This window comes from Bradyrhizobium erythrophlei, from assembly GCF_042430365.1.
Lineage (GTDB): Bacteria > Pseudomonadota > Alphaproteobacteria > Rhizobiales > Xanthobacteraceae > Bradyrhizobium > Bradyrhizobium erythrophlei.
In genome coordinates this window covers 1-13600 of record NZ_JBHMET010000114.1, presented here as the reverse complement: position 1 = coordinate 13600, position 13600 = coordinate 1, and the positions used below count along the sequence as shown (strand labels likewise).

Annotated in this window: 12 protein-coding genes; 10 read left to right on the top strand and 2 right to left on the bottom strand. The window is 64.2% G+C overall.

Annotated elements, in window-relative coordinates; all coding sequences use genetic code 11:
• On the top strand, positions 1-1260 hold a 1260-nt coding region (locus tag ACFFWD_RS18105; protein ID WP_376967486.1), incomplete at its 5' end, for a GMC family oxidoreductase.
• On the opposite strand, the gene ACFFWD_RS18100 is transcribed toward ACFFWD_RS18105, so the two are convergent.
• Complete coding sequence (locus ACFFWD_RS18100) at positions 1261-1863, bottom strand: ANTAR domain-containing response regulator (protein ID WP_376967484.1); 603 nt, start codon at positions 1861-1863, stop codon at positions 1261-1263.
• Positions 1860-3041 (bottom strand): transporter substrate-binding domain-containing protein, encoded by a 1182-nt coding sequence (locus ACFFWD_RS18095; protein WP_376967482.1) that lies wholly within the window; start codon positions 3039-3041, stop codon positions 1860-1862. The genes ACFFWD_RS18100 and ACFFWD_RS18095 overlap by 4 nt, the downstream gene beginning before the upstream one ends.
• Before the next feature lie 345 nt (positions 3042-3386).
• Between ACFFWD_RS18095 and ACFFWD_RS18090 the strand changes: the two genes are divergently transcribed.
• Genes ACFFWD_RS18090 through ACFFWD_RS18050 form a run of 9 tightly spaced genes read left to right on the top strand, consistent with a single transcriptional unit; the run spans position 3387 to position 12985 of the window.
• Positions 3387-4904, top strand: a complete 1518-nt coding sequence (locus tag ACFFWD_RS18090; RefSeq protein ID WP_376967480.1) for an amidase — start codon at positions 3387-3389, stop codon at positions 4902-4904.
• A gap of 60 nt (positions 4905-4964) precedes the next feature.
• Positions 4965-5960, top strand: a complete 996-nt coding sequence (locus tag ACFFWD_RS18085) for an acetamidase/formamidase family protein (RefSeq protein ID WP_376967478.1) — start codon at positions 4965-4967, stop codon at positions 5958-5960.
• Positions 5961-5990: 30 nt separating this feature from the next.
• Complete coding sequence (locus ACFFWD_RS18080) at positions 5991-7214, top strand: urea ABC transporter substrate-binding protein (RefSeq protein WP_376967476.1); 1224 nt, start codon at positions 5991-5993, stop codon at positions 7212-7214.
• Positions 7215-7250: 36 nt separating this feature from the next.
• Positions 7251-8117 carry a branched-chain amino acid ABC transporter permease gene (locus tag ACFFWD_RS18075; protein ID WP_376967474.1) on the top strand — a complete coding sequence of 289 codons (867 nt, stop codon included), beginning with the start codon at positions 7251-7253 and terminating at the stop codon, positions 8115-8117.
• Positions 8114-9184: an ABC transporter permease subunit gene (locus ACFFWD_RS18070; protein ID WP_376967472.1), complete on the top strand. Its 1071-nt coding sequence runs from the start codon at positions 8114-8116 to the stop codon at positions 9182-9184. Before ACFFWD_RS18075 ends, ACFFWD_RS18070 begins: the two co-directional genes overlap by 4 nt.
• A gap of 4 nt (positions 9185-9188) precedes the next feature.
• Positions 9189-9908, top strand: a complete 720-nt coding sequence (locus ACFFWD_RS18065) for an ATP-binding cassette domain-containing protein (RefSeq protein ID WP_376967470.1) — start codon at positions 9189-9191, stop codon at positions 9906-9908.
• Entirely contained in the window at positions 9905-10615 is a 711-nt protein-coding gene (locus tag ACFFWD_RS18060; protein ID WP_376967468.1) for an ABC transporter ATP-binding protein, read from the top strand. Before ACFFWD_RS18065 ends, ACFFWD_RS18060 begins: the two co-directional genes overlap by 4 nt.
• A 41-nt stretch (positions 10616-10656) precedes the next feature.
• Positions 10657-12171, top strand: coding sequence for an amidase (locus ACFFWD_RS18055; RefSeq protein ID WP_376967466.1), 1515 nt, complete (start codon positions 10657-10659; stop codon positions 12169-12171).
• Positions 12172-12229: 58 nt separating this feature from the next.
• On the top strand, positions 12230-12985 hold the full coding sequence (locus ACFFWD_RS18050; protein ID WP_376967464.1) for an SDR family NAD(P)-dependent oxidoreductase: 756 nt from the start codon (positions 12230-12232) through the stop codon (positions 12983-12985).
• Positions 12986-13600: the final 615 nt, after the last annotated feature.

Sequence of the window (13600 nt, the reverse complement as noted above, 5' to 3'; positions counted from 1 at the left end):
AATCACGATTTGCCCCGAAAGGGAATCCCTTCCGATTCCACCAGGTCGGAAAATGCTCTATCGGGTGAATATCACGGCACGAGCGGCGAGCTGAACGTCTCGGACCGCGCCTACGGCCATCCGCTGTCATGGGCCTTCATTCGCGCCGCGCAGGAAGCGGGCATTCCGTATAACGAGGATTTCAACGGCGCCCGACAGGAAGGTGTCGGCTTCTACCAGACGAGCACGCGCCGCGGCCGTCGCCGCAGTGCCGCCGAGGCCTTCCTGCGCAAGGCGGAGGGGCGGGCCAACCTGACGATCAGGACCGCGACGCGCGTCCACAAGGTGTTGTTCGATGGCAAGCGGGCAACCGGCGTGCTGCTCGAGGACGGATCGACGGTTGCGGCAAAGCGTGAGGTGATCCTGACCGCGGGCGCGCTCGCGACGCCGAAGATCCTGCAACTGTCGGGTATCGGACCGGCCGCGCATCTGCACGAGCACGGCATCGATGTCGTGGCCGATCTGCCGGGAGCCGGCGAGAACTACCAGGATCACCTTGAGGCGACCGTTCAGTGCGAGACCAGGGACCCGATCTCGATCTTCGGTGAGGACAAGGGATTGCGCGCCGCGTCGCATATGCTGCAGTACATCTTGACCAAGACCGGGCTGCTCACGTCGACCGTGGTGGAGTCGGGCGGCTTTGCCGATACCGCAGGCTCCGGCGAGCCGGACATCCAGTTTCACGTGCTGCCGACCTTCAACGGGTTTGCCGATCGTCCGACCGAGCCAGGACACGGCATCTCGATCGGTCCCTGCGTGCTGCGTCCGCAGTCGCGCGGAACGGTCCGCCTGCGGTCGCGCAATCCGGCTGACGCCGCGCTGTTCGTGGCCAACTCGCTCGCCGAGCAGGCCGATGTCGATACGCTGGTGCGCGGGGTTCAGCTTGCGATCCGCATTGCGGAGGCGCCGTCGCTGGCGCGACTGATCAAGCGGCGCGTGCTGCCGCAGCCCGGACTGGAGCAGGACCCGGCGGCGCTCGCCGACTATGTGCGCGCGATCTCGAAGACCGTGTTTCATCCCTCCGGCACCGCGAAGATGGGCGCGCCTGACGATGCGATGGCGGTGGTCTCAGAGGAACTGCAAGTGCGCGGCGTCGAGGGGCTGCGCGTCGCCGATGCATCGATCATGCCGCGCCTCGTCTCCGGCAACACCAACGCGCCGACGATGATGATCGGCGAGCGCGCGTCTCGCTTCATTCTCGGCAAGGAGAAGGCAGCCTGATCATGCGGTCCGGCTGCCGCGGTTCGGCATCCCGCCAAGGGCGACCATGTCGGCGCTGAGCTGCTCGATGGTCGTGCGATGCCGCATCGCGGTCTGCCGCAGCAGCGTGAAGGCATCGTCTCCCGAAAGCGCATGGCTGCGCATCAACTGCAGCACCGCGCCGAACACGACGCGGCGCGAGCGAATGCGATCTTCCAGCTTCTCGAGATGGGCTGCATCTTCCTTGCGGCGGTGTGAGCAGTCGAAGGCGACCACGAGCGCGGTGTAGAGCCCGGCCGAGCGCAGTGGCTTGATCAGGAACGAGGCCGGCTGCAGATCGAGCAGCCATTTCAGCCGGCTCGGCGTTTCGGTGCCGATCAGGGCGATCACCGGTAGGTCGGTCTTCAGGGGCGGCGCGGCCTCCGCCTTGATCGGGATACTGTCCGCATCCAGCACGATCACATCACCGGCCACATCCGCCGCAGCCGGTCGCTCCGGATCGATCTCGGTGATCGACATGCCGAGACGATGGAGCTGCCGCCGCACGATCGAGATTTCGCGCTCGTCGCGCATCATGAGGAGGGCATGACGGCCGCGTACGGAGAAGGGCGATGGTCTTGTCATTTTACGACCCGTAGGTGGGTTGGCCAGTTTGCGGAAGGATCGCCTCGCTTGCCGAGCTTTGCGCCGATTGAGGCGAGGTCGAGGTTGGAAAGGTACGGATCGGGACGCTCGGGCGCATCCGCTTCCCAAAAGATGCTGAACTGATAGCCGGGCACCGAGCGCGCGAGCCGCGGTGTCAGGAAGCAGTGATTATTATCCGGATCGACCCAGATCGGCCCTTGCGGGGAATCGTAGCGATGATTGGCCGCCGCGCGCCGCACGGCTGCGACGTCGGACGAGCCGGCGCGGCGGATCGCTCGTGCCAGCAGCATGACGCAGACATAGGTGGATTGGCCGTCCACCGACACAAGGCTGTCGGCGCCGTGGCGCGCCTTCCAGCGCGCGACGAAGGCGCGGTTCTCGGCACCCTCGATGCTTTCGAAATAGGCCGACGAGGTCACGAAGCCGACCGACGCCGCCGGGCCGATCATCTTCAGCTCCGGCTCGCACAGGCTGCAGCTCAGCATCGGGATCGAGAGCCCGGCGCGAACCGACGCTTCGTGCAGCGCGCGCATGAACACGTAGCTCGACTCGCCGACCAACGTGTTGAAGATCGCCGGCGGTCTGCGGTCGAGGATCTCGTCGACGATGTGATCCACCGCGGTCTCGCCGAGCTCAAGCAGACGTTCTGCAAGGATGCGGCCGCCGGCGCTGGTCACGATCTCGCGCAGCACGCGGTTGGTTTCCCAGGTCCAGACATAGTTGGAGCCCGCGCAAAAGACGTCGCGGGAGATGTGCTCGAGCATGTACCTGACCAGCGGCACGACCGCGTGGTTCGGGGCGGCGCCGACATAGATGACGTTGTCGCTGCTTTCGAAACCTTCGTATCGCGCCGGGTGCCACAACAGGCGTTCGGTGCGCTCGACGATCGGGATGACCATCTTGCGCGATGCCGAGGTGTAGCAGCCGACGATGTGCTCGACCCGCTGTCCGCGGATGAGATCGTCGCAGGCTGTGTGATAGGCCGGCACATGGCCGCCGGGATCGCGCAAATGCGGGCTGAAGGTGAAGTCGAATTCCGCGCTCTGATTGACCTCGTCGACGGCCATCAGCGCGCTCTTCTCCATCTCGCGCCCCATCATCGCGTAGGGGCCCGATCGGGAAAATACGAGGCCGAGAGGGATCGACGGCTTTGACATCTGCGAAGTCCGGGAAGGTCTTGTACCTGTCTTCATCGCGACAGGAGCCGTCCTGTTGTCGGGCGTGCTGCACGCGAATGATGCGACGCAGCTCAAAAAAGCAGCTCTCGTCACATTGACAAGCCAGATGAGACTAAGACACAATCCTTGTCGACATAAATACGTGCATTGCAATGAGTTGTCGCACAGCCGACGTCGTCTGAGTGATGATGCTCCAAGCTTTGCTCTGCCACGTAATCTGACGCGACCATCATAGCTACGGCAGTGAAGCCATTCGGGGCCCTTGCGGGCCACGGGTGGCTTTTTGCGTTTGTCTGCCAAAACGATAAGAAACAGGGTTGAAGCATGGCAGTTCGCCTTCCGACGTCCGAGCAGATCGACCAACTCGCCGCTGATTTCGGTCTGGTGCTGACGACAGATGAGGTCGTCGGCTTCCAGCAAGCCTTCAAAGGGCCGCTCGCCTCTTACGGCCGGCTCGATGAACTGGTCGCGCCGGCGCTCGCTCCGGTGGTGCCGCGCGCGCCGGGCTACCGACCGCCGCCGTCCGAAAATCCTTACGGCGCGTGGTACTGGAAGACGGAGATCAAAACCGGCCGCGACGGGCTGCTGAGCGGGAAGAAGGTCGCGATCAAGGACAATATCTGCGTCGCCGGCGTCCCGATGATGAACGGCTCGGCCCTGCTCGAAGGTTATGTGCCTGAGATCGACGCCACGGTGGTGACGCGCATTCTCGATGCCGGCGGCACGATCGCCGGCAAGGCGGCGTGCGAGGATCTCTGCTTTTCCGGCGCGAGCCATACCTGCGCGACCGGCGTGATCCGCAATCCGCACAATCCCGCGCATAGTGCCGGCGGGTCTTCCGGCGGCAGCGCGGCCCTCGTGGCAGCCGGCGAAGTGCCGATGGCGCTTGGTGGCGATCAGGGCGGCTCCATCCGCACACCGTCGAGTTGGTGCGGCGTCTGCGGCCTGAAGCCGACCTGGGGCTTGGTGCCGACCACAGGATCGATGCCGATCAGCTATTCGGTCGACCATTGCGGTCCGATCTGCGCATCGGTCGAGGACGTCGCGCGCCTGCTCACCGTGATCGCGGGCCACGACGGCTGGGACACCCGGACGATCGCCGCGCGCACCGGCGACTATATGGGCGCGCTGGCAAAGCCCGCGCGGGGCTTGCGCATCGGCGTCCTGCGTGAGGGATTTGGCCATCCCGAGAGCGATCCCACGGTCAACGAGAAGGTCAAACAGACGATTGCGGCGCTGGCCAGGGCCGGCGTTGAAAGCACTGAGGTTTCCGTGCCTTGGCACCTCGACGGGCCGCATGTCTGGAGCGGCGTCATCCTCGAGGGGGCGGCCGAGATGATGCTCAAGGGCTATGGCGTCGGGAACAACGTTCCGGGCTACTATCCGCTGTCGATGCAGGAGGCGCTCGCCCGCGGCATGGGAACGCGGATCAACGATGTGTCGCCTACGGTGAAGCTGGTGCTGATGCTCGGCGAGTATATGCACCGCAACTATCACGGGCGTTACCACTCGAAGGCGCAGAACCTGCGCGTGCTGCTGCGCCGCGCCTATGACGAGGCCCTGGAGAAATTCGACGCGCTGGTGATGCCGACCATTCCGTTCACGGCAACCTCGATTCCGCCGGCCGATGCGCCGCTCAACACCGTGATCGATGTTGCACTCAACATGCAGGCCAACACCTGCTCGTTCGACGTGTCGGGACATCCTGCCTTCACGGTGCCATGCGGGCGTGTCAATGGCTTGCCGGTCGGCCTGATGCTGGTCGGACGGCACTTCGAGGAGGCGACTCTGATCAGGCTTGCCGCGGCGATCGAGGCCGGCGGCGACTGGAAGTTGAATTAGGCGCGCGCGACCCCATGATCCGCTCCGACACCAATTTGCTTGCGAACTAAGACAATGGCCATGACCAATGATTCCTGGCTCAAGACGTCGATTATGACCAGGCGCGGCGTCGCCAGGGGTGACATTGGCCGGCGCCATGAATTGCCGATCGCCGCGCAAGGCGCGTTTCACTATGTCTATGGGCCTTATGCCAAGCCGGTGCTGACCATTAACCCCGGTGACGTGGTCGTGGTGGAGACCGAAGATGCCTTCGGCGGCGTCATCAAAAGCGAACAGGACAGTCCGACCGCGAAGCTGACATTCCCGTACCTCAACCCGCAATGCGGCCCGATCGCGGTGAACGGGATCGAGAAGGGCGATTGTCTGGCGGTGCAGATCATTGCCGTCGAGACGCGGGGCGAGCAGCCCGCGGGCACCACCTGCATCATACCGGAGTTCGGTGGCCTGGTCGGGACCGCGGCGACGGCGATGCTCAACCCGCCTTTGCCGGAACGGGTCAAGAAGGTGCATGTCGACAAGAGCGGCGTGCGTTGGAACGACAAGATCACGCTGCCGTACCAGCCCTTCATCGGCACGATCGGAATCTCGCCGGAGATCGAGGCGATCTCCTCGCTGCAGCCGGATTATCACGGCGGCAACATGGACCTGCCTGACGTGGCGCCGGGCGCGATCCTTTACGTTCCCGTGCATGTCAAAGGCGGGTTGCTCTACGTCGGCGATTGCCATGCGGCGCAGGGCGACGGCGAGCTGTCCGGCGTTGCGATCGAGCAACGGGCGACCGTGACGCTGCATATCGATGTGATCAAGGGCTGGTCGTTCGCGTGGCCGCGCCTTGAGACCGAGAATTTCCTGATGACGATCGGCAGCGCGCGTCCGCTCGAAGACGCCGCGCGTATCGCCTACCGCGAATTGGTTCGCTGGATGAGCGGCGAATACGGCTTTGACGAGATCGACGCCTACATGCTGCTCAGCCAGGCCGCCCGCATCCGGCTCGGCAACATGGTCGATCCGAAATACACGGTCGGCGCATCCATCCTGAAGAAGTACCTGGTCTGACGACGTTTCCACAAACGAAGGGGGTGACCAATGAGCATGCATCGCAGACATTTCCTGCAAACCAGCGCCGCGGCCGCAGCCTTCGGCGCGTTCGCCACGCAGGCTTTCGCCGAGGATGCGATCGGTGTGGCCAGCATCCACGATCTCTCCGGCGGTCTCGACATCTACGGCAAGCCGATGGTCGATGCCCTGACGCTGGCGGTCGAGGAGGCCAATGCCGCGGGCGGCGTCCTGGGACGCCAGCTCAAGCTGATCAATTACGACACTCAGTCGAACATGCAGCTCTACACCCAGTTCGCCCAGCAAGCCGCGCTGAAGGACAAGGTCGCCGTCGTCCATGGCGGCATCACCTCGGCCTCGCGCGAGGTCATTCGCCCGGTGCTCGATCGCTTCAAGACACTTTATTTCTACAACACCCAGTATGAGGGCGGCGTCTGCGACCGCAACCAGTTCGACACCGGCGTCACGCCGGCGCAAACCGTCGAGAAGCTCGTGCCCTATGCCATGAAGAAATGGGGCAAGAAGGTTTACGTGGTCGCTGCCGACTACAATTACGGCCAGATCACCTCGCAATGGGTGAAGAAATACGTGCTGGAGAACGGCGGCGAGGTCGCCTCGATCGATTTCTTCCCGCTCGACGTCACCAATTTCGGCCCGACCATCTCCAAGATCCAGGCCGCCAAGCCGGACTTCGTCTGGTCGGCGCTGGTCGGCGGCGCGCATATCTCGTTCTACCGGCAGTGGGCCGCGGCCGGCATGCGCGCGAGCATTCCGATGGCCTCGACCACGTTTGCCGTCGGCAACGAGCACATCGTGCTCTCGCCAGAGGAATGCAACGGCATGCTGGTGTGCTACAATTACTTCCAGGACCTCAAGAACCCGGTCAACGAGAAGTTCGTCGCCGGTTTCCACAAGCGCTTCGGGGCCGATTATCCCAACATTACCGAGCTCGCGATGGGCACCTATCAGGGGTTCCGACTGTGGGCCGAGGCGGTCAAGAAGGCCGGCAGCGTCGACCGCACCAAGGTGATCGAGGCGCTGGAGACCGGGATCAGCATCGACGCCCCCTCCGGTAAGGTGACGATCGATCCGCCGACGCATCACTGCGTGCTCGACGTCCATATCGCCGAGGTCAGCGACAAGAAGCTCAAGGTGCTCCAGGATTTCGCCCAGCAGAAGCCGGCTGACACCGCGGCGGTCTGCGACCTCATCAAGAACCCGAACGACAACCAGCAATATGTGATCAAGATCTGACCTCGACCGACAGGTCTTGCAATAGGAAAGGCGCACGTGGATCTCGTCGCTCTCCTTGCCATCCAGGTGCTTTATGCGATCGCCAGCCTGGCGCTGATCAGCGTCGGGCTGGCCATCATCTTCGGCATGATGCGGGTGATCAATCTCGCACATGGCGAATTCCTGATGCTGGGCGGCTACGCGGCGATCGTCGCGACCTCGCACGGGATCAGCATCTGGATTGCGATGTTGGTCGTTGCGCCGATCGTGGTCGGCGTCATCGGGCTGATCGTGGAGCGGACCATAATTCGCTTTCTCTATGGCAGGATGATCGACACCATGCTCGCGACCTGGGGGCTGAGCCTGTTCCTGGTCGGACTGACGACCGCGATCTTCGGCAACACCACGGTCGGCATCTCGGCTCCGCTCGGCAGCATCCAGATCGGCGCGTATCGCACCAGTGCCTACACGCTGTTCGTGATCGCGGTGGCGGTGGTCGTGTTGGGCGCGATCTTCACGGTGATGCGCTGGACCCGCCTCGGCCTGATCGCGCGCGGCACGATGCAGAATGCCAACATGGCGGCGGCGCTTGGCGTCAACCCGCCGCGGGTTTACGCCGTGACCTTCGGAATCGGGGCGGCATTGTCCGGGCTTGCCGGCGCGGTGGTGGCGCCGGTGTCCGGCGTGTTTCCGACCATCGGCGTTGCCTATGTGGCGAAATCCTTCATCACCGTGATCGGCGGCGGCGCCGCCATCCTGAGCGGCACGCTGTCCGCATCGACGCTGTTCGGAACGATCAATCAAATCGCCACCTTCGTCACCACACCCGTGTTCGGTGAGGTGGCCTTGCTCGCCGCCGCGATCGTCCTGATCCGGCTATTGCCGCAAGGCATCACCGGCCGCTTCTTCCGGAGAGGCCTGTGAACGGCCGCAGCCTCAATCGTCTTGGTCTTGCCGCCGTCGCCATCGTCGGTCTCGCATTCATGTTCGCGACGCCGCGCCTTGCCGAGCTCGACGTGGTGCTCGACCTCACGGTCTACATGATCATGGCGATCCTGGCGTTGAGCCTGGCCCTGATCTGGGGCTATGGCGGCATCCTCTGCTTCGGCCAGTCGGCGTTCTTCGGCCTCGGCGCCTACAGCTATGCGATCGCGATGTTCAACATCGGCGACAGCACGGTGCCCTTTGTCCTCGCCACCATCCTGCCGGCGGCGTTCGCCGCCTTGCTCGGCTACTTCATGTTCTACGGCCGGATCAGCGACGTCTATCTCGGCGTCATCACGCTGACGGTGACGCTGATCCTGTTCAACGCCATCAACTCGACCGCCGGCCCGGAATTCCACATCGGACGCGCGCGGCTCGGCGGCTTCAACGGCATTCCCGGGATTCCGCCGCTGAATTGGCCGTTCAGCAAGGGAGCGACGATCGACCTGGAGGGGATGTTCTATCTGTCGACCGGCGCGCTGCTCCTGACCTATTTCGGGCTGCGGATGTTGCTCGCAAGCCAGTTCGGCCGCATCATCGTCGGCATCCGGGAGAACGAACGCCGTGCCGAGCTGCTCGGCTATGATCCGCGCCGTTACAAGCTTGCAACCTTCACCATCGGCGGCGCGCTGGCGGGCTTTGCCGGATGCCTGTTCGCCAATTGGGGCAATTTCGTCAGCCCGACCATCTTCGGGCTCGCGCAATCGGCGCAGATCATCATCTGGGTCATCGTCGGCGGCCGCGGCACGCTGATCGGCCCGGTGATCGGCTGCATCGGCATCCAGTGGCTGAGCGCGGCGCTCGGCGCCAACCAGCCAAGCGGCGGCTCGGATTTGTGGTCGAAAATCTTCGCCAACGTGCCGCTGATCTTCGGCGTCATCCTGATCGCCTTCGTGCTCCTGGTGCCGAAAGGACTGGTGCCGACGCTGGCCGATCTCGGGCAATGGCTGCTCCGGCTGCGGCGCGAGCGCAAGCAACGCGGCTTCGAGCCGCAACAGGCGGAGTAGGGCGATGGTCGCACCGCTGCTCCAGACCCGCGACCTCTCGATGCATTTTGGCGGCGTCAAGGCCGTCAACAATGTCGACTTCACGCTTGCGGAGGGCGAGCTGCGCTGCCTGATCGGGCCGAACGGCGCGGGCAAAAGCACCTTCTTCAAGATGCTGACCGGCCAACTCGAGCCGAGCCACGGCCAGGTGCTGTTTCGCGGCCAGGACATCTCCCGTTCGTATGCCCATGAGATCGCGCGGCTCGGGATCGGGATCAAGACCCAGGTGCCGAGCGTGTTCGACGGGTTGTCCGTGCGCGAGAACATCTGGCTCGCGGCGAGCCGGCTCAATTCCGCCGAGCGCGCGAAACGCCTGGTCGACGAGATGCTCGAGCGCGTCGGGCTGTCCCATGCGGCGGATCGCGTGGTCGGCCAGCTTGCCCACGGCCAGCGGCAATGGGTCGAGCTCGGGCTCGTGCTCTCGACCGATCCCGAGCTGATCCTGCTCGATGAGCCGGCCGCCGGCATGACGCATGAGGAGGTCCTGAAGACCGCCGAACTGGTGCGCGAGATCAACCGGACCAAGGCGCTGATCGTTGTGGAGCACGACATGCAGTTCATCCGCATGATCGCCAAGCAGGTCACCGTGTTCAACCGCGGCAGCATCCTGATCGAGGATTCCGTGGAGAACATCATGCGCAATCCTCTGGTGCGCGACATCTATCTCGGGAAGCAGGCCGCATGATGCTCGATGTCCAGGGCGTACGCACCGGCTACGGCCGCATTCCGATCCTCAACGGGGTCGGCTTTGCGGTCAACGAAGGCGAGTTCATCGGTATCCTCGGCCATAACGGCATGGGCAAGACGACGCTGTTGCGGGCGCTGATGGGCTTCCTGCCGCTCACGGGTGGGCGCGTGCAGTTCGAGGGCAGGGACATCACCGCGCTCGAGCCCTATCGCCGTGCGCGCCTCGGCATCGGCTATGTGCCGCAGGGGCGGGACATCTTCCCAGGCCTGTCCGTCTACGACAATCTGCGGATGGGCTGCAGCAAGCTGCCGGGAAGCGACGAGATCGAGACCATCGCGGCGGTACTGGAGGAGTTTCCGCGCCTCGACAATCTGCTGGATCGTCCCGGCAGCGCGCTGTCGGGCGGCGAGCAGCAACTGCTTGCGATCGCGCGCTGCCTGTGCGGCAAGCCGCGCCTGATCCTGCTCGATGAGCCGACCGAAGGCATCCAGCCCTCGATCATCGACGAGATCGTCGAGACGCTGCAGCGGCTGCGCGACCGGAGCGGCCTGACCATGATCCTGGTCGAGCAGAATCTCGATTTCATCGCTGCGTTGTCGCAGCGCATCCTCGTCATTCAGAAGGGCCGGATCACCCAGGAGGTGAAGCCCGACGATCTCCACGATGCGAGCCTGGTCGGGGAGTTTATCGGCATCACCGCCTGATTTTGCTTGTCTCACGATAACAACCCTAAGGGAGGACGCTCATGGCCGTAAGACGACCCACTCTCGATCAGCTGCGCTCTGTCGCCGAGGATCTCGGCATGACCATGAGCGATGCCGAGCTGAAATCCTACGATGCGCTGATGCAGCCCAACTACGCTGCCTATGACGCGGTCGACGCGATGGCCGACTACGTGCCGGCCGTGAAGTATCCGCGGACGCCGGGCTACCGGCCGGAGGGTGAGGAGAACAAGCACAACGCCTGGTACATCAAGACCGAGGTCAAGGGTGCGCCGGGCGGCAAGCTGGCCGGCAAGACGATCGCGCTGAAGGACAACATCAGCCTCGCCGGCGTGCCGATGATGAACGGCGCCTCGACGCTCGAGGGCTATATCCCCGACACCGACGCCACCATCGTCACCCGCATGCTCGATGCCGGCGGCACCATCATGGGCAAGGTGCATTGCGAGTATTTCTGCTTCTCCGGCGGCAGCCACACCTGCGCGGCGGGGCCGGTGCATAACCCACGCAAGATGGGCTATTCGGCCGGCGGCTCGTCCTCGGGCAGTGCGGTCGTGGTCGCGACCGGCGAGGTCGACATGGCGATCGGCGGCGACCAGGGCGGATCGATCCGCATCCCGTCGTCGTTCAGCGGCGTCTACGGCATGAAGGGCACCTATGGGCTCGTGCCCTACACCGGCGTGATGCCGATCGAGCTGACGCTCGACCACACCGGCCCGATGACGCGCAACGTGCGCGACAACGCGCTGCTGCTCGAGGTGCTGGCCGGCCCAGATGGCCTCGACCCGCGGCAGGGGGCGCCGAGGGTCTCGAAATACACCGAGGCGCTCGACGCTGGCGTCAAGGGACTGCGCATCGGCGTTGTCAAGGAGGGCTTCGGCCATCCGAGCTCGGAGGCCGACGTCGATGCCAAGGTGAAGGCCGGCGCCGACCTGTTCCGCAAGCTCGGCGCAACCGTGGCCGAGATCTCGATCCCGATGCATCTCGCCGCGCCGGCGATCTGGCTGCCGATAGCGGCCGAAGGCGCGACCGAGTTCATGATGAAGGGCAACGGCATGGGGACCAACTGGCGCGGTCTCTACAACACCACGCTGCTCGATGCGCATTCCGGCTGGCGGCATCGCGCCGACGAATTGTCCGACAGCCTCAAGATCACGATGCTGCTCGGCCAGTATTTCATAAAGCACTTCCGCGGCCATTTCTATGCCAAGGCGCAGAACCTCAACCGCAAGCTCCGCGCGGCCTATGATGCGGCGCTCGCCAATTGCGACCTGTTGCTGATGCCGACCTTGCCGATGAAGGCAACGCCGCTGCCGCCGCCGGATGCGCCGCGTGAGCTCTACATCCAGCGCGCCTTCGAGATGGTGCCGAACACGGCGCCGTTCAACGCATCGGGACATCCGGCGATGAGCCTGCCCTGCGGTATGAGCGAGGGGCTTCCGATCGGGTTGATGCTTGTCGGCAAATATTACGACGAAACCACCATCTACCGGGCAGCCGCGGCGTTCGAGGGCGCCGGCGACTGGACCAGGATGTAATTGCTCACGCGGCCGGTTCTTTGGAGAGCCGGCCGCGACAGCTTTCACGGAGGCGGCCATGGATCTCGGATTGAAGGGCAAGAGCGCGCTGGTGACCGGCGGCAGCAAGGGGATCGGGCTTGCAATCGCCGAGCTGTTGGCCGAGGAGGGCGCCAATGTCGCGATCTGCGCGCGCAACGCCGACGATGTCGGCAACGCGACCAGGAAACTAGGCGCCAAGGGCGTCAAGTCGTTCGGCCGCGCGATCGATGTGGCCGATCCGGCTGCGCTGAAGGGCTGGATCGACGCGGCCGCCAAGGAACTCGGCGGCATCGACAGCCTGGTCTGCAACGTCAGCGCGCTCGCGGTCGGCGACACGCCGGAGACCTGGGAGAAGTCGTTCCGCACCGACATGATGCACACCGTCAATTCGGTGGCGGCGGCGCTGCCTTACCTGGAGAGATCGAAGTCGGCCTCGATCATCATCGTCTCCAGCGTGTCGGGCTTCGAGGTCGATTTCGCCGCCGGATCCTACGGCGCCATCAAGGGCGCGCTGATCCACTACGCCAAGGGGCTCAGCCACCAGCTCGTCGCCAACGGCATCCGCGTCAACGCGGTGTCTCCCGGCAACACCTATTTCGAGGGCGGCATCTGGCAGAACATCGAGAAGGGTATGCCCGATCTGTTCAAGTCGGCAATGGCGCTCAACCCGACGGGCCGCATGGGCACCGCGCAGGAAGTCGCGGCCGGCGTCGTGTTCCTGGCAAGCCCTGTGGCGAGCCGCATCTCCGGCACCAATCTGATCATCGACGGCGCGCTGACGAAGGCGGTGTGAGCGCTGGCCACGTGGGTCTTTCTGCAGTCATTGCGAGAAGCGAAGCGAAATCCATACCTCCACTCGTGGCGATATGGATTGCTTCGCTTCGCTCGCAATGACGGGGGTAAGATCTGATTCAATTGTCAAACAGGTTCGAGGATATGCGTCCGCATTCTCGCGGCGCGATGCGTCCGAGTCTTGCATCTCGTTTCACCCTCTCCCGAAGCAGAGGGCGCAGGGAAAGCTGGGTGCCGATCGCACCCATGGGCCCTGTGCGACAGAAAGCACAGGGGTAGGACCACAGGTGAGGCGCCGATCGCACCCATGGGTCCCGTGCAACAAAAAGCACGGGGGTAGGACCACAGGTGTAACCGGAATCCCGGCTTTCCCTGCGCGATGGTTTTACGGTTTCCTTCGTGCTCTCCCCGGCGAGACCGGGCTTTTTTGTCACCGTCATCCCTGAGAAGCATTAGCTTCCCAGGAAATCGACACCAACCACTGGGGCGTCGGGACCACACGACTTCACCGTCCGCTGCATTGCGTGCTCGTCAGTCACGCAACTCGGCGTCCACCGCATCCCACCGCAACACTCGTGACGATCGCGACGCGCCCCTCAATCGGGTGAGACGGGCG